This is a genomic window from Paenibacillus wulumuqiensis (genome assembly GCF_000971965.1).
GTDB classification, from domain to species: domain Bacteria; phylum Bacillota; class Bacilli; order Paenibacillales; family Paenibacillaceae; genus Saccharibacillus; species Saccharibacillus wulumuqiensis.
Window position 1 is genome coordinate 542,306 of the sequence record NZ_LAQP01000004.1, and the last position, 19,047, is coordinate 561,352.

General features: G+C 49.0%; 15 protein-coding genes and 1 tRNA gene. 12 read left to right on the forward strand and 4 right to left on the reverse strand.

Going from position 1 to position 19,047, the window contains the following annotated elements:
• Positions 1-366: 366 nt before the first annotated feature.
• The 4 genes from purT to WH45_RS22890 all read left to right on the forward strand — a co-directional run bounded on the left by purT (position 367) and on the right by WH45_RS22890 (position 3,692).
• Positions 367-1,554, forward strand: coding sequence for a formate-dependent phosphoribosylglycinamide formyltransferase (gene purT, locus WH45_RS14480; protein WP_046215077.1), 1,188 nt, complete (start codon positions 367-369; stop codon positions 1,552-1,554).
• Positions 1,544-1,999, forward strand: a complete 456-nt coding sequence (locus WH45_RS14485) for a GNAT family N-acetyltransferase (RefSeq protein WP_046215078.1) — start codon at positions 1,544-1,546, stop codon at positions 1,997-1,999. Before purT ends, WH45_RS14485 begins: the two co-directional genes overlap by 11 nt.
• Positions 2,000-2,199: 200 nt before the next feature.
• Positions 2,200-2,757 (forward strand): CAP domain-containing protein, encoded by a 558-nt coding sequence (locus WH45_RS14490; RefSeq protein WP_046215079.1) that lies wholly within the window; start codon positions 2,200-2,202, stop codon positions 2,755-2,757.
• Between the two features lie 239 nt (positions 2,758-2,996).
• On the forward strand, positions 2,997-3,692 hold the full coding sequence (locus WH45_RS22890) for a DUF1450 domain-containing protein (protein WP_052723788.1): 696 nt from the start codon (positions 2,997-2,999) through the stop codon (positions 3,690-3,692).
• 202 nt (positions 3,693-3,894) lie between these two features.
• Here the strand turns inward: WH45_RS22890 and WH45_RS14500 are convergent.
• A tRNA-Lys gene (locus WH45_RS14500) sits at positions 3,895-3,967 on the reverse strand.
• A 332-nt stretch (positions 3,968-4,299) separates the two neighbouring features.
• Between WH45_RS14500 and WH45_RS14505 the strand changes: the two genes are divergently transcribed.
• The 6 genes from WH45_RS14505 (at position 4,300) to gyrA (ending at position 14,310) form a co-directional block, all read left to right on the forward strand.
• Positions 4,300-6,009: a glycoside hydrolase family 13 protein gene (locus tag WH45_RS14505; protein ID WP_046215080.1), complete on the forward strand. Its 1,710-nt coding sequence runs from the start codon at positions 4,300-4,302 to the stop codon at positions 6,007-6,009.
• A gap of 227 nt (positions 6,010-6,236) precedes the next feature.
• Complete coding sequence (locus tag WH45_RS14510) at positions 6,237-7,067, forward strand: GDSL-type esterase/lipase family protein (protein ID WP_046215081.1); 831 nt, start codon at positions 6,237-6,239, stop codon at positions 7,065-7,067.
• Positions 7,068-7,193: 126 nt separating this feature from the next.
• Positions 7,194-8,204, forward strand: coding sequence for an ABC transporter ATP-binding protein (locus tag WH45_RS14515; protein ID WP_046215082.1), 1,011 nt, complete (start codon positions 7,194-7,196; stop codon positions 8,202-8,204).
• Complete coding sequence (locus tag WH45_RS14520) at positions 8,197-9,186, forward strand: ABC transporter permease (protein WP_046215083.1); 990 nt, start codon at positions 8,197-8,199, stop codon at positions 9,184-9,186. Before WH45_RS14515 ends, WH45_RS14520 begins: the two co-directional genes overlap by 8 nt.
• A gap of 535 nt (positions 9,187-9,721) precedes the next feature.
• Positions 9,722-11,707, forward strand: coding sequence for a DNA topoisomerase IV subunit B (gene parE, locus WH45_RS14525; RefSeq protein ID WP_046215084.1), 1,986 nt, complete (start codon positions 9,722-9,724; stop codon positions 11,705-11,707).
• Between the two features lie 140 nt (positions 11,708-11,847).
• The gene (gyrA, locus tag WH45_RS14530) at positions 11,848-14,310 is read left to right on the forward strand and encodes a DNA gyrase subunit A (protein WP_046215085.1); all 2,463 of its coding nucleotides are present in this window, start codon (positions 11,848-11,850) and stop codon (positions 14,308-14,310) included.
• A 434-nt stretch (positions 14,311-14,744) separates the two neighbouring features.
• Here gyrA and WH45_RS14535 read toward each other — a convergent pair whose 3' ends face one another.
• Together WH45_RS14535 and WH45_RS14540 are read right to left on the reverse strand one after the other, a co-directional pair.
• Complete coding sequence (locus WH45_RS14535) at positions 14,745-15,470, reverse strand: RluA family pseudouridine synthase (protein WP_046215086.1); 726 nt, start codon at positions 15,468-15,470, stop codon at positions 14,745-14,747.
• Positions 15,471-15,476: 6 nt separating this feature from the next.
• The gene (locus WH45_RS14540) at positions 15,477-16,340 is read right to left on the reverse strand and encodes a class I SAM-dependent methyltransferase (RefSeq protein ID WP_046215087.1); all 864 of its coding nucleotides are present in this window, start codon (positions 16,338-16,340) and stop codon (positions 15,477-15,479) included.
• A 531-nt stretch (positions 16,341-16,871) separates the two neighbouring features.
• On the opposite strand from WH45_RS14540, the gene WH45_RS14545 reads away from it, so the two are divergent.
• Both WH45_RS14545 and WH45_RS14550 read left to right on the forward strand, forming a co-directional pair.
• Complete coding sequence (locus WH45_RS14545) at positions 16,872-17,459, forward strand: sensor histidine kinase (protein ID WP_046215088.1); 588 nt, start codon at positions 16,872-16,874, stop codon at positions 17,457-17,459.
• On the forward strand, positions 17,452-18,096 hold the full coding sequence (locus tag WH45_RS14550; protein WP_046215089.1) for a response regulator transcription factor: 645 nt from the start codon (positions 17,452-17,454) through the stop codon (positions 18,094-18,096). Before WH45_RS14545 ends, WH45_RS14550 begins: the two co-directional genes overlap by 8 nt.
• 254 nt (positions 18,097-18,350) lie before the next feature.
• On the opposite strand, the gene WH45_RS14555 is transcribed toward WH45_RS14550, so the two are convergent.
• Complete coding sequence (locus WH45_RS14555) at positions 18,351-18,968, reverse strand: hypothetical protein (protein ID WP_046215090.1); 618 nt, start codon at positions 18,966-18,968, stop codon at positions 18,351-18,353.
• Between the last annotated feature and the right edge of the window lie 79 nt (positions 18,969-19,047).

A 19,047-nucleotide genomic window follows, 5' to 3' on the forward strand; every position in this document is an offset into this window, starting at 1 on the left:
CACGTGAGCAGTGATAAGAGGCTTTTTTTGCTTAAAAATGTTTCTTGTAAAAAGCAGGAAACAAGCAAATATACAAATTGTGACAAAATTCGTGAATGAAAGCGTCATCATTTAATAAATTTCGTGATTTGTCCAAAAATTTAAGTAAAGTGGGTTGCAATCTAACTTGGAAGGTAAGAAAATAAGAGTGTCAACACATTGTAAAGTTCATTATCAACATCGTCGGGAATTTTACAATGTGTTAATCACTTAACAGCAAAGAGAATAGACAAAGAGCACAATCTGTACCAACGGAGAGTTTTGCAGTTCGAGTAGTATGCAAGCTTGACGCAGTGTAAAAAAGTGGATAAGGGAGTGCTGTTTATTATGTGGGGGGCCCCAATGTCTCGCCAGGCGAAGAAAATTTTGATGCTTGGCAGCGGAGAACTTGGTAAAGAAGTAGTGATCGAAGCTCAGCGTCTCGGCGTGGAATGCATCGCCGTAGATCGCTATCCGGACGCACCTGCGATGCAGGTCGCTCACCGTTCTCATGTCATTGATATGCTGAACGGACAGCAGCTCAGGGAAGTTATCGCCCTGGAGCAGCCGGATCTGATCGTACCTGAAATTGAAGCGATTGCGACGGATGTGCTGGTGGAGCTGGAGCAGGAAGGCTATCATGTCGTTCCTACCGCTACAGCCGCGAGATTAACGATGGATCGTGAGGGGATACGCCGCCTGGCTGCCGAGACACTCGGCCTGCCGACTGCAGCGTACCGATTCGCGGATAATCTCGAGCAGCTCCAGGCAGCCGTCGCTGAACTCGGAACACCCTGCGTAGTAAAACCTCTGATGAGCTCGTCCGGCAAAGGACAGAGCGTCTGCCGTACGCCGGAAGATACGGAAGATTGCTGGAATACGGCGCTCGAAGGAGCCAGAGGCAAGTCAGTACGGGTCATCGTCGAAGCCTTTGTCCATTTTGAAAGTGAAATTACACTGCTAACGGTGCGTTCAGCCTCAGGTACCCTGTATTGTCCGCCGATCGGGCATATTCAGCGGGATGGGGATTATGTGGAGTCATGGCAGCCGCATTACATGACTGCGGAGCAGCTGGCAGAAGCCCAGCATATCGCCGGCACCATTACCGGACATCTGGGAGGATACGGATTGTTCGGTGTGGAGCTGTTTCTTACGGCGGATGGGGTAGTCTTCAGCGAAGTATCGCCAAGACCGCATGATACGGGTATGGTAACGATGGTAACCCAGGACTTGTCCGAATTCGCTCTGCATGTGCGGGCGATTCTCGGTTTTGAGATCCCTGGTGTCCATCTATTGACCCCTGGCGCATCGGCAACACTCAAGGCAGCACAGACTTCAAAAGATTTTGTTGTTGGCGGACTGGAAGAAGCATTGAAGCTGCCGCGTACGCAGGTACGGGTATTCGGCAAACCGGAGACCAAACCCGGACGCCGGATGGCAGTGGCACTCAGTGCGGACGAAAGTGTGGAAATCGCGCGGAAGCGTGCCGTTGAAGCGGCCGCTCTGCTAAAAGAGGAGTATGTACATGTCGACTAGTGTATTAATGCCTGTTGCGGAAGTCCGTAAATTCGAAAGTAAAGATGTTCAAGCTTTGACTGGCCTGATGCGTGAACTTTGTTACCCTATGACGGAGAGTGTACTGCGTGACCGGATGGCTGCACTGGAAGGCAAGCCCCAATTTATGACCCTTGTCGCTGAACGTGAAGGACAGGTGGTTGGTATGATCGCTCTGTATCGCAAGACATCTTATGATACAGGTCATCAGACTTCCCAGATTACCGGTCTGGTGATCTCGGAAGCCTACCGCAACAAAGGAATTGGCCGTGAGTTGATTACGACAGCCGAACGTCAGGCGCGTGAAGCCGGAGATCATTCCGTATTTGTCACCGGAATGAACCGTGACGAGCGTCTGTCTTCCTGCTCATTTTACCAGCATATGGGTTATGAGAAGATCGGCTGCAATTTCATTAAACAGATGTAAGTATCATCAGATGCAAAATGACGGCTCCCCTGCATCAGGGGAGTCGTTTTTTATTTCTCTTTAGGACACCGAGGCTGAATCGGTGTCTTTTTTTGCAAATAGGCACATATTTCATGCAAAGTTGCCGATATATAGCAATAAATGTTAAAATCTTAGGCGGATTTGAACATACTCATTTTACAGGAGGATTTGTACTTATTATGAAGCTTACCCAACTGAAACGCATTGTCGCATCGGCAGCAGCTGCCGGAGTTCTTGCAGCGACACTCATCGCACCAGCAGGTGCACAGGCAGCTCCATCCAGTCATGTTCAATATACACACAAAGCATATGCCAAACTGTCTGCGGACTTTACAGCAGCCGGGAAAACGGCCGTTACAGCCGATACGTACGCTTTTGTCGCTCAGGTAGCCGATCTCGTGAATCAGGAGCGCAGCAAAGCCGGACTGAAGGCGCTGGCTGTAGACACCAATCTGCAGACCATGGCTCAGGACAAAGCAGTGGATATGTACAAAAACAATTACTTCAGCCACACTTCACCTACGTACGGATCACCATTTGATATGATGAAGACTTACAAAATCAGCTATCGCGCTGCAGGAGAGAACATCGCCAAAGGCCAGACTTCTCCCGCACAGGTTATGAATTCCTGGATGAACAGCCCGGGTCACAAAGCCAATATACTGAGCAAAAACTTTACGCATATCGGTGTAGGTTATGTGAATGGTATATGGGTGCAGGAATTTATCGGTAAATAATGTTAAATGTATTTACAGCTATAAGAACCGATTTGACAGAATCATGATCGCAAAAGAAACCTTGTGGATGCTCCGGCTTGCCGAACAGTCCACAAGGTTTCTTTTGTTATAAAGATGCAGCGGACAGGTCAGGGTGCGTACGTTCCTTTTACATTCTATTGACAATCCGCAGGGCACTCCCTAGTATAAAGTTACATTTCAACCGATGCATTAGATCGCAAGATGGGGGAATCACAGTCATGAAGACGATCAAATATTGCAGTAAAAACGACAGGGTCGGCACCAAAAAGGTCTATCAGGATATCGGAGAGCGGTTCCCTGATATCGATCAGCAGCGCAAAAGCTGTCTGAGTGAGTGCAAAACCTGCCGCCGCCAGCCCTTTGTCAAAATCGGCAAAAAACAGATGCTCTGTGCAGACTCGCCGGACCAGCTGTATGAACAACTGACAGCATTAATCGCTCAATCCCGTTCCAAGTCCGGCAAAAAGTCCGAAAATAAATCTAAATCGGATCAACAGCAAGAGGCTGCGATGATTTCTTACCGGTTTGCAGCGCAAAACAAAAAGGAATTATCTTTTTCGCTGAATCCTGTCTCTGCTGTCCAATTAGCCAACAAACTAAGAGCACTACAGCTATCCGGCAAACCGAAAAAGATGAAAGCCATCCGTCTCAAAAAATCATCTTCGGTCAAAGCCAGATTGATGGTGATGATAACAGATGGCAGTAGCAATCAGCTACATGCACAAAAAAACGAGCTGATCCTGCAGCTGACGCAGTCTGCCATACAGGACCTATTGTCCCGACTGGAAAAGTATATCCAGCAGGGCGAGTGGTCTTCTGCAGCACCATTCCTGTTGGAGCGTCCGGGCTTCAGCAAGGAAGTACAAATGTATGTTGTTGCTTCTGCACCGGAGCAGCAAGTTGTCACCGGATAATATTTTCAAGATGAAATATCCGCAAAGTATCTGATATAACATCACTGCAGCAGATCATGATTTCCATTTATAATAATATGCATGCAGATGCCAGCATTATTGGCATCGATATCGAAAAGGTATAACAGAAAGCCCCATCGTCCATTTTGATAATGGACGATGGGGCTTTTGACTATTCATAAATCTGAAAATTATATCGGAATGGGACATGTGGGGATCGAACCCGCGACCTGCCGATTAAGAGTCGGATGCTCTACCAGCTGAGCTAATGTCCCGTACCAGAAAGGCTGTTATTGCTGTATTCAAATCAACAAAGCAGCATAATACTACGCATAACAACTATGACTGTGGTCAGTATACACCTGTGATTGATGTTTGTCCAATCTGCTCTTGCGGGTGAGTATCTGTTGGATGAGGTGAGGACTCGATGCTTATACTGGTGGAACATCATTCCTACTGCCGTACGTCTGCCTGACAAAGTTCACAGGTTCTGCTGAATAGCCTGCTTCATCTATGGACAGATGGGGAAATAATAAAGAAGCATATGTACACAACAGCCAGCAATTGTATCAACCGGATCAATTACATAAGGAGAGGTGGAAGCGATATGAAGAAGACATGGTGGAAAGAAAGTGTCGTATATCAGATTTATCCGCGCAGCTTTATGGACAGTAATGGAGATGGAATCGGTGATATTCCGGGCATTATCAGCAAGCTGGACTATCTGCAGCTGCTTGGCGTGCATGTGGTCTGGCTCTGTCCGGTGTATGAGTCACCGAATGATGACAATGGCTACGATATTAGCAACTACCAGAATATTATGGATGAATTCGGCACACTGGAAGATTGGGAGCAGCTGCTGGATGGCCTGCATCAGCGCGGTATGAAGCTGATCATGGATCTTGTCGTCAACCACAGCTCCGATGAGCATGCCTGGTTCGTCGAGTCCCGCAAATCCAAAGAGAATGCCTACCGTGACTACTATATCTGGCGTCCGGGTCAGGAAGACCGCGAGCCTAACGACTGGAGCTCCTTTTTCAGTGGATCGGCCTGGCAGCTCGATGAGACAACCGGCGAATATTATTTGCACCTCTTTTCCAAAAAGCAACCGGATCTGAACTGGGAGAATCCGACTGTGCGGGAAGAAGTGTACAAGATGATGACCTGGTGGTTGGACAAAGGAATTGACGGGTTCCGGATGGATGTGATCAATCTGATCTCCAAGGACCCTCAGTTGCCCAATGCGAGAGAAGAGACGCCTCAGCTGGGAACAGGCGATCCGGGAGACATTTTCCCGTATCATTTTGGAGGCAAGTACTTTGTCAACGGTCCACGGGTGCATGAATACCTGCAGGAGATGAATGCAAAGGTACTGTCCAAATACGATATTATGACGGTCGGTGAAGCGATTAATGTCACCCCTGAAGATGGTGCATTGTATGTCGGAGAGGATCGCAATGAACTGAATATGGTATTTCATTTTGAACTGATGCGGGTCGATGCCGGCAAGGGCGGCAAATGGGATATCCGTCCATGGGAACTTCCCGAGATCAAGGCGATCATTAGCAAATGGCAGACCCTGCTCCACAATAAGGGCTGGAACAGCAATTATATGAACAACCATGACCAGCCGCGTATGGTATCACGATTTGGCAATGATACCCGTTACCGCAAGGAATCCGCCAAAATGCTCGGGACGCTGCTGCACACGCTGCAGGGCACACCGTACATTTATCAGGGTGAGGAAATCGGGATGACCAATATCCGTATGCCATCCATTGATGATTACCAGGATATCGAGACAGTGAATATGTACAATGAGTATACCCAGGCTGGAATCGACAAAAATAAAGTGATGGAATCGATCTATATCAAAAGTCGGGACAATGCCCGTACGCCGATGCAGTGGGATGATTCCGAGCATGCCGGCTTTACGACAGGCAAGCCATGGCTGCCGGTCAATCCGAATCATGACAAAATTAATGTCGCCGAAGCGCTGAATGATCAGGATTCCATTTTCTATTATTACCAGAAACTGATTGCCCTGCGCGGAGAGCACGAAATTATCGTCTATGGGGACTACCGTCTGCTGCTGCCGGATGATGAGCAGATCTTTGCCTATATGCGGAGTTATGAAGGAGCGCAGCTGCTCGTCGTACTGAACTTCTGTGACCAGAACGTGCATTTCCGGCTGGAGGACGAGGTTCATTACGAGCAGCATCAGCTGCTGATCAGCAACTACGAAGTGGACGACCAGCAGGATATCCGTCAGCTGAGTCTGCAGCCATATGAAGCAAGGGTATATTTACTGAAATAAAAATTAATCCGCCAGCTGTAATTACAATACACAGGAAAGGGACGCTCTGACCGATCTGCCGCTGTTTTCGGATCGACAGCGTCCCTTTTCCAACTTAGAGGACAGAGTGTACAACTTCCAAATGGTTGGCATACACTTGGATAGCTGCTGATCATTTGGAAGTTGTATACATAGTGTATATAATGAAGAGTACCACTTACTATAATTTATAACTTGGAGGTCACAGGATGAAACCATCTTCATCATCGGCACGAATATGGAGAATTACCAGCATCGCTTCCATCATAGCAACGTTACTGCTGATCGGCGGTTTTGTATATGCAGTCAATGATGTTGTCAATCCGGTAGGCAGCTCCTATACAGCAGGTGATTCTGCCGGCAGCGGAGATACCGGTTCCCAGGCCGCCGTTGATCCGGCGACGGAAGGAATACGCATTGCAGCCATGGGTGACTCGCTGGCCAAAGGAACCGGCGACGACGAAGGCAGCGGATTTGTACGCCGTACGGTCAATCTTCTGCAGCAGCAGGGAGTCGATGCCAAGCTGGTCGCCAATCTGGGCATTAACGGGCAAAAGACCAATCAGGTGCTCTCTTCACTGGAGCAATCCGGTGTGCAGCATACGCTGCGTCAGTCCAATGTCATTATGCTGTCGATTGGTGCGAATGATCTGTTCAATGGTGGTGAAGCGCTCGGCAATCTGGACGAGCAAGCTCCTACTGCCAAGCAGCTGCTGACCAACCAGCCTCAGGCAGCGGCACGACTGCAGAAAATTCTGGATCGACTGGCAGAAATCAATCCCGATGCACAGATTATTTACCTCGGTCTGTACAATCCGTTTGGAGATCTGAAAGAACTTCGTGTACCGGGCAATCAGGCGGTAAGTGCCTGGAATATGAAAGCGACCGGCCTCACTAATACGAACGAACATATGATGGTTATTCCGACGTTTGACCTGTTCCAGAACAATCTGGATCAGTATTTGTCGGCCGATCATTTCCATCCAAATGGTGATGGCTATGAGCAGATTGCCCAGCGTATCGTTCAGAGTATCCGCTAACCGGGATGCCGGATAATCATCGAAATATACCTTTTTCATTCATTATGCAGCGGGATTTGTCCGCTTGGGAACAATACAGTCAGGTCACTACGTACAAGTACAGGTTACAGGAGGGAATATCAACGGATGAATAGACCAAACCCGGACATTGCCACAGCGATTACTGGCGGCGAACAGACAGAATCGGAAATCATACTATCGGCTGTAAAAGTAAAGAAAAAGATCGGCAAGCGATGGATTATCAAGGATGTGACCTTTAACGTGCGGGCAGGTGAGATCTTCGGCTTTCTCGGTCCCAATGGAGCAGGAAAGACGACTACGATCCGGATGCTGGTCAATCTGATCCGACCGACCGAAGGACAGATTACCATCTGCGGATATGACGTAACCCGCCAGCCGGAAAAGGCGCTGGCCTACGTAGGTTCGATTGTCGAGAATCCGGAGATGTACCCATATCTGACCGGCTGGGAGAATCTGCAGCATTTTGCCCGGATGCAGCCGGGCGTGGATGAACAGCGGATTCAGGAGGTTACGGAGATCGTTCGCCTGGACGAACGGATTCATGATAAAGTGAGCAAATACTCGCTGGGGATGCGTCAGCGCCTCGGTATTGCCCAGGCACTGCTCGGCAGACCGAAGCTGCTCATTCTTGATGAACCGACCAACGGACTCGACCCCAAAGGTATCCGTGATATGCGGCTGTTCATCCGTGAGCTGGCGGCCCAGGGGATGGGCGTGTTTGTCTCCAGCCATCTGCTCAGCGAGATTCAGCTGCTGTGCGATCGGGTCGCCATTATCGGCAACGGCCGGGTAATTGCGGTAGGCAGTGTTAACGAGCTGGTCGAAGACAGGGAACATCTCGTCGTCTGGGAACTGGAGCCTGCCGATCAGGGAATGCGCATTTTGAAGTCCCTGCCTCAAGTCAGTGTGCTGGATATGGAATCGGCACATCTGGATAATGATACGGCTGCTTCACTGAAGGCAGACAGCATCATCACCCGCACACCGGAAGAACAGATATCTTCAACCATTCAGGCTCTGGTACAGGCAAATGTCCAAATTCATAACGTACGCAAACTGAATCCTACCCTGGAGCAGCTGTTCCTCGGCATTACGGAGGGTGAGACGATTGAATAGCATCTGGCCGCTCGTACAGAATGAGACGATCAAGATTATCAAGAAAAAGCGGTTCTATGTCATCCTGCTCGTGCTGCTCGTGCTGGTGCCGATGTTCACCTATGCACAGATGCGTCAGGCACAGGAGAACCGTACCAAGTTCGGAGATGACTGGCGAACCGAGCTGCAACAGGCCATTACGGATAACCAGAACTCCCTGGGCAGTGACCGGGTACCGGAAGAATGGAAAAAGTACCGCCGCATCTTTATCCAGCAGATGCAGTATTATTTGCAAAATGACGTGAATCCGAACGAACCGGGCGGTGTCACCTTTACCCGTGAATTCCTCGATAATTCCAGCAGCCTGTTTATCCCGCTGCTGATTATGACGATCGCTTCGGATCTGGTCTCCGGTGAGCGAACCGGCGGCACGATCAAGATGCTGCTGACGAGGCCGGTGCGGCGATGGAAAATTTTGCTCAGCAAGCTGATTACGCTGACCATGTTTGTGTCGCTCATCGTCGTATCGACCTTTATTATATGTTATGCAATATCGGGGCTGGCATTCGGATATTCGGGCTTTACCATTCCGGTATTTACCGGATTCCAGCCAAGTGAGACGGGCGTGGATATGGCGACGGTGCATGCGGTGGACCAGTGGCAGTTTATTCTGATGCAGATGGGACTGATCTGGTTCGTCGGATTGACAGTGGGGCTGCTGGCTTTTATGGTATCTGTGCTCGTACGCAGTACCGCTGCGAGTATCGTCATTATGATGGCGGCGCTGATCGCCGGGACGATTCTGACCAATATGGCTTCTTCGTGGAGCAGTGCCAAGTATCTGTTTATGGTCAATCTGGGCCTGACCAATTACCTGTCCGGCAGCCCGGCACCGATCGAAGGCATGACCCTGCCGTTCTCACTGGCGGTACTCGGCATCTGGGCCGCGGTATCGCTGGTTGTGTCGTTTGTCGTCTTTACGAAAAGGGATGTACTGAATTAGCATAAATGCTGCGAACTCTGCTAGTGGTGTTCCATCCTGTATCGGTTTGCTGTCAAAGCAGCTGCCCGAACAGTGAAATGGAGACTGGCAAGCTTGCACGCTTCTTATTATTCGTTAAAATAAACAAGTCTGCCTTTGCAGGATGCGAACGCACCTGCAGGCAGGCTTGTTTTCATGAAAGAGCATGATAAAAGGATAAACGGGTGTACTTGTTCGTACTCCTTTGCAACATTTCCTTTACGAAAACGGGAGTTTGATTTAGAATAAATGAAGAAATGGAAACATGTGTTTGCATTATTTCCGAACAACATACTTATAAATTACATTTAATGTAAATCGTAATATGTGATATGCTCAAGGCTTGTGGTATGCTTAGGCAAAGCTGAGGATAGCCTGAAGTGATATAATCCTCCCTTCGGATACCGAAAAGGATTGTTCGGCTGGCTCTGGCGTAATTTTCGACAAACCAGTATACTACTAAAGCGTAGGTTGAGAAGCACGAAGCATGATTGCAATAAATAAAGGGGGGCCATGAATGGTCGAACAGATCGATTCACTTACAAATTCATCCCGGGATGGCGTTAATCCGCCAGCTACAGGGTATGATGCTGACGACATTCAGGTGCTCGAAGGGCTTGTTGCCGTACGGAAGCGTCCGGGGATGTATATCGGTAGTACAAGTTCGTCTGGACTGCATCATCTTGTCTGGGAGATTGTAGACAATGCAGTCGACGAGCATCTTGCAAAGCATTGCGACAAAATAGAGATCAGCCTAAACAAAGACGGTTCTGTAACCGTATATGATAACGGCCGGGGAATTCCGACGGGAATGCATAAAAGCGGCATCCCAACGCCTCAGGTCGTATTTACCATTCTGCATGCCGGCGGTAAATTCGGCGGTGGCGGATACAAAAAGTCCGGCGGTCTGCACGGTGTAGGGGCATCAGTTACCAATGCCCTGTCCGAATGGCTGGAAGTGGAAATCTACCGGGATGGCGGAATTCACCGTCAACGGTTTGAATACTGGATGGACAAAAAGGGCAAGGAACATGTCGGTGAGCCGGTAACCGGTCTTGAAGTGATCGGCAAAACCAAAGTCACCGGCACCAAAGTTACCTTTAAGCCGGATATCCGTGTATTCCAGAACGGAATTTCCCTTAACTATGATACGCTGTCCGAGCGTCTGCAGGAGATTGCTTTCCTGAATTCGGGGCTGGAGATTCTGCTCAAGGATGAGCGCAATGACAAAGAAGACCGTTTCTATTACGAAGGCGGCGCCAGTCAGTTCGTTGAATATTTGAACGAGGGCAAGGACGTACTGCATGATGTGATTCATTTTAATGCGGAACGTGAGGATATCGAGGTCGAGATTGCCCTGCAGTATAACGCAGGTTATACCGAGACGATTGCTTCCTTTGTCAATTCCATTCCTACTCGCGGAGGCGGTACGCACGAGACCGGATTCAAGACGGCGTACACCCGGGTACTCAATGATTATGCCCGCAAGATGAGCATGCTCAAGGAAAAGGAAAAGAACTTGGAGGGCGGCGATCTGCGCGAAGGCATGATGGCTGTTATCAGCGTCAAGATGGCTGAGGTGGAATTTGTCGGCCAGACCAAGGACCAGCTGGGCAGTTCCTCTGCACGCGGAGCCGTGGATGCGGTTGTAGCCGAGAGCATGCAGCGTTTCCTTGAAGAGAACCCGCAGGTCGGCCAGAAGCTTATCAAAAAGGCGATTCAGGCTTCCAGAGCCCGTGAAGCTGCCCGCAAGGCACGCGATGATATGCGTACCGGCCGCAAGCGCAGCGAGAGCTCCAACCTGAACGGCAAGCTAAGCCCTGCACAATCCAAGGACTTTTCCCGCAATGAACTGTTTATCGTTGAGGGTGATTCCGCAGGTGGTTCGGCCAAGCAGGGACGTGATTCCAAGATCCAGGCGATTTTGCCTCTTAAGGGTAAACCGATGAATCCGGAAAAGTCCAAGCTGGCGGATGTAATGAAAAACGAAGAATACCGGGCGATTACCTCGGCGATTGGTGCCGGTATTGGACCCGAGTTTGCGATTGAAGACAGCAATTACTCCAAGATTATTATCATGACCGATGCCGATACGGATGGAGCGCATATTCAGGTGCTGCTGCTGACGTTCTTTTACCGGTACATGAAGCCTCTGATTGACCAGGGGCGTATCTATATCGCTCAGCCGCCGCTGTTCAAAATCACACAGCGTTCCGGCAAAAAGACCAATCAACGTTATGCATGGACCGATGAGCAGCTGGAGAAATCGCTCAAGGAATTCGGCCGCAATGTCGAGCTGCAGCGTTACAAAGGTCTGGGTGAGATGAATCCCGATCAGCTGTGGGAGACCACAATGAATCCGGAGAGTCGTACGCTGCTGCAGGTACAGATCGAGGATGCGGCCAAAGCCGAACGCCGCGTATCCACACTGATGGGCGACAAAGTCGATCCGCGCAAACGCTGGATCGTCGAAAATGTCGATTTTACAGAATACGAAGAGTAATATTTCCATACAATAATTCACGCTATAGACGGCAATCAGGAATGAGACACACCAGCTTTCAGGGATGGTTTTCATTCCTTTTTGCACGAATAACAGTTTTATAAAATAATCCGGCTGCGGCCGGAAGGTAAGGTGAACGGATGGCTACAAATGAACAGTATATGCCGGCGTTTCTCGAAGAAGTCGTCGGAGACCGATTTGGTCGTTATTCCAAATATATTATCCAGGACCGTGCGATTCCAGATGTACGGGACGGATTAAAACCGGTACAGCGCCGTATTCTCTATGCGATGTACGAATCCGGCAATACACCGGAAAAAGGCTACCGCAAATCTGCTAAAACCGTCGGTGACGTAATGGGTAACTATCACCCGCACGGTGACTCTTCCATCTATGATGGTATGGTCCGGATGGCACAGCCATGGAAAATGGGACATACACTCGTGGACGGTCATGGTAACTGGGGTTCCCCGGATGATGATCCGGCAGCAGCAATGCGTTATACCGAAGCACGCCTGTCTGCCATTGCCATGGAGATTCTGCGCGATATCGACCGCAATACGGTCCAGTTCAAGGACAATTTCGATAATACAACCAAGGAACCGACCGTTCTGCCGGCCCGTTATCCGAATCTGCTCGTCAATGGTGTCAGTGGTATTTCATCAGGTTTTGCGACCGAGATTCCGCCGCACAGCCTGCGTGAAGTCATTGAAGCCTGTATTGCACTGATGGAGAATCCGGCGATGGAGCTGGATGAGCTGATGACTCATGTCAAAGGTCCGGACTTCCCGACCGGCGGCATTATTATGGGCGGCAGTGGTATCCGCGATGCGTATGAGACCGGTAAAGGGCGCATCTATGTTCGTTCCAAAACCGAAATCGAGACGATGCGCGGCGGCAAACAGCAGATCGTGATTACCGAGATCCCTTATCAGGTGGTAAAGGTACGTCTGGTCACCGCGATGGAGAATATCCGTCTGGAGAAAAAGGTCGAAGGTATTGCCGAAGTTCGTGATGAGAGCGGCCGTGAAGGCCTGCGTATCGTCGTGGAACTGAAAAAGGATGCAGACGCAGAAGGTATCCTCGCTTATCTGCTCAAAAAGACCGATCTGCAGGTAGCCTACAACTTTAACATGGTCGCTATTGTCAACAAAGCTCCACAGCAGCTGGGTCTAAAAGCGATACTGCAAGCATATATCGCTCACCAGCGCGAAGTGGTGACCCGCCGTACACGCTATGATCTGGACAAACTGGAAGATCGTGCGCATGTGCTGGAAGGTCTCGCCAAGGCACTGAATATTCTGGATGAAGTGATCGCAGCGATCAAAGCATCCAAAAACCGTCAGGATGCCCATCAAAATCTACAGTGGATGTTCGGATTGACCGAGCGTCAGGCCGATGCCATTCTCAGCCTGCAATTGTATCGTCTGACCAACCTGGAAATTAATCAGGTGGAGAAAGAACTGAGCGATATCCAGAAAAAAATTAAAAATCTCCAATCCATTCTGGACAGCGACAAAAAACTGATCGGTGTCATCAAAAAAGAATTGATGGAGAGCTACGACAAATATGGAATCGAGCGCCGCTCCGAGATCCGTGATGAAGTGGAAGAACTCAAAGTCAATCTGGAAGTTCTGGTCAACTCCGAGGATGTGCTGGTTACCCTCTCGAGCGGTGGATACATCAAGCGTACGAGCATGATGTCCTTTAACCGTTCCGGTGCAGAGCGCAGCGGCTCGGGAGCCAAGGAAGATGACTTTATCCGCCAGGTACTGGATGTGAATACACTCGATAGTCTGCTGATCTTCACGCAGCGCGGTCAGTACTTCCTGCTGCCGGTGCATCAGATTCCGGACTTCAAGTGGAAAGAAACCGGTACGGCGATTGTCAATGTCATTTCCATGACCCGGGAAGACCGGATCGTCGATATTATCCCGGTACGCAATCTGGAAGAAGAGACAGGCAGTCTGGTGTTTGTCACCAAGCGGGGACAGGTCAAACGGACCGAACTCAAAGACTATGCAACCAAGCGCTCCGGTGCGGTAGCCGCCTGCAAGCTCGGTGAAGGAGATGAAGTCATATCCGTCAGCCGCGGCGATCAGGCACGCGACCTGATGCTGATTACCCGCAACGGAATGAGCATCCGTTTCCGTGCGGAAGAAGTCAGTCCGATGGGCCGGGTATCGACAGGGGTACGCGGCATTCAGCTGGTGGATGACGATGAAGTGGTCATTTCGCTATGGGTAGACGGGGAAGAAGATGGACAGCTGATGGTCATGACCGATCTCGGTTATGCCAAACGAACGTCCATGCTGCAGTATCAGACACAGAGCCGTGGGGGCAAAGGCGTATCCACCTTTGAACTCAAAGAAGGCAAGCGCGTGAAGCCGAACGGTAACCGCATTATCGCTGCTTTTATCTGCAAGGAAAATCGTTCGTTTATCGCCATTGTGCCGCCAAATCGCACAATACCATTTAACAGCAAGCTCGCTCTGCAGACCGATGAACGCCGACATATCGGTAAACCGATTGTCACACTCGACAAAAATGATGCAATCATCGCTGTACTGGAAGATGTATCAACCGCTTCTGTCAGCAGCTAACCGGATTGATTCCAAAAAGGGCTTTTCTGCTGTATTCTCTGAGATTCATACATTCAGAGAATACCAGGGAAAAGCTTTTTTCTGTTCTACTATCCTGTACAAATGCTATAGCTTCAGAATATGAATGCTAATCTGCGATGACTGACTTCCTTCATGCATGAAGAAGTATCATAATATCTCATAAATAAAAATCCCCTGCGTTCCGGAATAGCAGCCATGTTATGATGCATGGTCGATACTCTGTACAAACAGGGGATTTTTATATTTTGTGTATCCTTTGGATATCTTGGATCAGTAGTGAAGCTTGTTGTTACATACAGAATAAAAAACCTGCCAATATTGTATCTGTATCTGTATCTGTATCTGTATCTGTATCTGTATCTGTATCTGTATCTCTGTATTTTGTCTACTCTCCAACTATTTCCAGTAGCTAATTACTGTCCAAGCTGTACTTTAATCTGTTCATATACATCTTCATTCCACTGCGTCCATGGACGAGTACGTGGTGGCAGAGAGACAAAGGTCATCATTTTTCTGGATACCGGATGCGGTACGCCTGTGCAGACCGACCAGAGAGCCAGCTGCTCGCCTTTGCTGTTCACTTCCGCACCGTATTTCTGATCACCATACAGCGGATGACCGCTGTGGGCCATCTGCACACGAATCTGATGCGAACGTCCAGTATGCAGATGAATCAGCACAAGCGACAATTCACCGGTGCTGGCGATCACTTCGTAATCAAGCACCGCATCTTTGGCACCGGCAGTCCCTGGCTTCACCACGGCTACCATATTGGTCCGTGAGTCTTTGAGCAGTGTATCTTTTAAAGTACCCTGTGAACGCGCAGGCACACCGCGTACAACAGCAGCATACTGTTTGATCATACTGCGGCTGCGTACCGTCTCGGACAGACGAGAAGCGGCCTTGGATGTTTTGGCAAACACCATCGCTCCGCCGACCGGACGATCCAGCCGGTGAACAAGGCCGAGAAATACATTGCCCGGCTTGTTATGCCGCTCTTTGAGATCGGCTTTGAGCAGTGTAAGCATGTCAGGGTCGCCGGTATTGTCTTCCTGGGAAGGAATATTGACCGGCTTGACGACAGCGAGCAGATGATTATCTTCGAATAAGACTGGAATGGATGCGTTCGGTGTGCTCATAACCGATCAGCTTTCCCAGCGGCCGAGGATACCGCATGGCAGGGTCATTCCCGAATTGGTGATCGGCAGACCGATCTCTCCCGAAGAAATGGTACCGCCATAACGCTGCTTCATGGTCATGCTAAGAATATTGGACAATACCGTCGGTGCCAGACCGGTTGTATACGAGTTGATCAGCATGAACAGCGGCTGGTCGGACATGATGGTCATGCATGATTCCAGGAATGGATACAGACTCTGCTCCAGCTTCCACATTTCTCCGCCTGGTCCGCGTCCGTAGGAAGGAGGGTCCATAATGATCGCATCATATTTGTTACCGCGACGCTGCTCACGCTGCACGAATTTGAATACATCATCGGTAATGAAGCGTACCGGGCGATCGCCGATACCGGACAGCTGATGGTTTTCTTTCGCCCACTGCACCATACCTTTGGCTGCATCGACATGCACCACTTCAGCACCTGCAGAGGAGGCAGCTACCGTCGCACCGCCGGTGTAGGCAAACAGATTAAGTACGGAAATCGGACGTCCGGCATTGCGAATTTTGTCCATCATCCAGCTCCAGTTGGCTGCCTGTTCCGGGAACAGACCGGTATGCTTGAAGTTGGTCGGTTTGATATGGAATTTCAACTGTTCATAACCAAGCTCCCATTTTTCCGGGATTTTGCGTTTCCATTCCCACTCGCCACCGCCCGAGGAGCTGCGGTGATAATGACCGTGCACCTGATTCCAGCGTGGATCGTCGGATTTCTTGGGCCAGATGATCTGTGGGTCCGGACGACGCAGCAGGATTTCTCCCCAGCGCTCCAGACGCTCTCCATCACCGGTATCGATTAATTCATAGTCTTTCCATTGATCTGCAATATACATGTGTAACCATCCTTATGATTTATTTCTTTCAGAGCCCGGGCAAGCTGTGTAAAACGCCGTTTATTCTGTAAACAGAAAACATCGTTTTTCGGCAGCTTCGAATATCGGCTGCAGAAACACGAAAATAGACAATAATAACCCGCTCGTCAAATAGGTTTACCGCATTTTATTGTACAACAATAGACGGGGAGGCGCTACAGATGTTTCGGTTTGGACAGCCGGATGAGCAGATGAATCCAACGTATGAGGAGACAGGGCAACGATGGAGATACCTGCATATTTTGTTTAGAACAACGATATAATAAACATAAACAGGAATTATTATAATTTAATGGATAATTCTGTTGCTAAGAAAAGAAGGAGGGATGGAGAGAAGCAGAGAGAAATCGAAGATAAATGAATGGATATCAGCATCATTTACAGAGCGATCATCCAATCATAGCCAAGAGTACTGGTGCGGGTCCATTCGCTGTTTGTGGACATGGTTATTATTCTGTTTCCCTGAAAACGATACGAGGGAGGAGCATTACAATGAAGTCAGCCAACGTTGGATCGGCACTGCATTGCAAAATAAAACAAAATCAGCGTTCACGAAAGAAATACGCAGACATTCCTGTCATACCGCAGGCAGCGATTGACGAACAGACCATTCCGCTTGGTTTGCCTGCTTCTTCGCACAATTCTCCAGATAAACAGGCAGGCTTTTATTATTGTACATCTCCGGTGCAATATTCCAGCACATTGCTGACTGAGCAATGGATCACCGAGCAGCTGCTAACCGAAGAACGACGGTGCATTGCAAGGGATATTCATAATGTTGTCAGTCATACACTGACCCTTTCCTTGATCCAGCTGGACGCAGCCCAAAAGCTGCTGGATATCAATCCAATTGTGACACGCGAAAAGCTCGAATCTTCTCAGGAACTGATCCGGCACGGAATTGAGGAGATTCGGCGATTTACTCATCATATGGCCAGCCAGACTCCCTCGATGAATCTAGCCTCCGAAATTGCCCTTCTTATTGATAATATTCACAAACACACTTCTATTGAGATCGACTGGACCGAGCTGTTCATTCAGATGCCAGTATGTACTGCAGCAGGAGCAGCTTATGAATAAGCTAAAATTGCTGGTGGCGGATGATCAGACGCTTATGAGGGAAGGGTTGAAGACCATACTGGAATTGGAAGAAGACATCATCGTGGTGAATACAGCTGCGAACGGCCAGGAAGCCTGGGAAATGGTACACCGGAACGAGCCGGATATTGTGCTGCTGGATATTCAGATGCCTGTCATGGATGGAATATGCTGCGCCCGTAAAATTAAACAGCATCGTCCCGATATGATTGTACTGCTGCTCTCCACCTTTATGGATGAGCAATATATTATGGAGGGCATGAGGAGCGGAGCCAATGGTTATCTGCTCAAGGATATGGACAGCCGTCTATTGATTCAGACGATTCGTAGTGTGACAGCCGGACAGTTTACGATGCCGGCAGCTGTCGCTATTCAGCTGGCAGAAACGATAAACCGGCGATCGGTAGAGGCTGATCGAACCGCTTTCGGTCAATCTGCCGATTTTACAAGGCGGGAACAGGAGATTATCACACTTATGAGACAGGGGCTTACCAATAAACAGATTGCCCAGCAGCTGTATATCCATAGCGGGACTGTGCGTAACTACATCAGTATTATTTATGCCAAAATGGGCGTGAACGATCGTATGAGTGCACTGATGTATCTGCAGGCCAAATAACTTCAGACTTCCTGATGCCACCTGACCGGTCTCTATAGACCGGTTTTGCACAGCGTTTAATTACATGACAGTAATGGAATTATATTACATAACGAATGACAGCAATCACTATGAGAATGACTATGTCATCCTGTATAAAAGAGATACAACCAATCCCCGGCATCCTGGCTGCTGGTATTCATAAAATCAGACATGAAAAAGGCCACCTCGTACAAAGGTGGCCCCATCATAAGCAGCAATTGATAATACGGGAATTACTCGGTTGGACTAAGAGTCCAGGAATTGTCTGCATTCAATGTTGCCGTCATGGAATACACATTAGCCGGGAAATCAATCTGCTGTGTATGTGTAATCCCTTCAATATTCATGACCTGACCCTGAGTGTAGTTGCCAAAAGTGATCCAGTATTCCGGATGGGGAGTGAAAATTTCTTCATAATTGGGCTGTGTGGGAATGATAAAGGTTCCAGCTCCGGACATGCCTACTCCTGCAGCACCGAGAGAGGAAGGGACGGTCTCATCAAAAGTCATCGTCAGCTGACCGGCTACCCCTTTTACAGGAGGCTGAAAAAAGAAGCCATATTGATCACGGGAAAGCGTAATACTGTTGCTGCTTTGCAGGGAAGGAACATTAATTGTCTGAGAAGCATCAAAGATAACGCCGGGCTTCAACGTACCTGTCTCCGACCAGACAAAGCAATAATCAACCGACCAGTCGAAGCGGACTTTGGTGTTGCTGTGAGCGCCTTCGGTCAACCAGGCAAGTGATTGAATCGTAGATGAGCTGCTTTGCTTTGGCAGTGTCTGATACAAACAGGCATGTCCCGCGTTGGATGAGTTATTGACAAAAACCACTTCATATTGCTGTCCCATAGATATTCCTCCCGGATATGTTTTTTTGGAATAGCGGCCGCTATCACTGATCAGAAGCGGTTTGTCGCTCCTATATAGA

Excerpts from the sequence above, each read along its gene's own strand:
- purT (WP_046215077.1), top strand. The coding sequence starts at position 367 with ATGTGGGGGGCCCCAATGTCTCGCCAGGCGAAGAAAATTTTGATGCTT.
- WH45_RS14485 (WP_046215078.1), top strand. The coding sequence starts at position 1,544 with ATGTCGACTAGTGTATTAATGCCTGTTGCGGAAGTCCGTAAATTCGAA.
- WH45_RS14490 (WP_046215079.1), top strand. The coding sequence starts at position 2,200 with ATGAAGCTTACCCAACTGAAACGCATTGTCGCATCGGCAGCAGCTGCC.
- WH45_RS22890 (WP_052723788.1), top strand. The coding sequence starts at position 2,997 with ATGAAGACGATCAAATATTGCAGTAAAAACGACAGGGTCGGCACCAAA.
- WH45_RS14505 (WP_046215080.1), top strand. The coding sequence starts at position 4,300 with ATGAAGAAGACATGGTGGAAAGAAAGTGTCGTATATCAGATTTATCCG.
- WH45_RS14510 (WP_046215081.1), top strand. The coding sequence starts at position 6,237 with ATGAAACCATCTTCATCATCGGCACGAATATGGAGAATTACCAGCATC.
- WH45_RS14515 (WP_046215082.1), top strand. The coding sequence starts at position 7,194 with ATGAATAGACCAAACCCGGACATTGCCACAGCGATTACTGGCGGCGAA.
- parE (WP_046215084.1), top strand. The coding sequence starts at position 9,722 with ATGGTCGAACAGATCGATTCACTTACAAATTCATCCCGGGATGGCGTT.
- gyrA (WP_046215085.1), top strand. The coding sequence starts at position 11,848 with ATGGCTACAAATGAACAGTATATGCCGGCGTTTCTCGAAGAAGTCGTC.
- WH45_RS14535 (WP_046215086.1), bottom strand. The coding sequence starts at position 15,470 with ATGAGCACACCGAACGCATCCATTCCAGTCTTATTCGAAGATAATCAT.
- WH45_RS14540 (WP_046215087.1), bottom strand. The coding sequence starts at position 16,340 with ATGTATATTGCAGATCAATGGAAAGACTATGAATTAATCGATACCGGT.
- WH45_RS14545 (WP_046215088.1), top strand. The coding sequence starts at position 16,872 with ATGAAGTCAGCCAACGTTGGATCGGCACTGCATTGCAAAATAAAACAA.
- WH45_RS14550 (WP_046215089.1), top strand. The coding sequence starts at position 17,452 with ATGAATAAGCTAAAATTGCTGGTGGCGGATGATCAGACGCTTATGAGG.
- WH45_RS14555 (WP_046215090.1), bottom strand. The coding sequence starts at position 18,968 with ATGGGACAGCAATATGAAGTGGTTTTTGTCAATAACTCATCCAACGCG.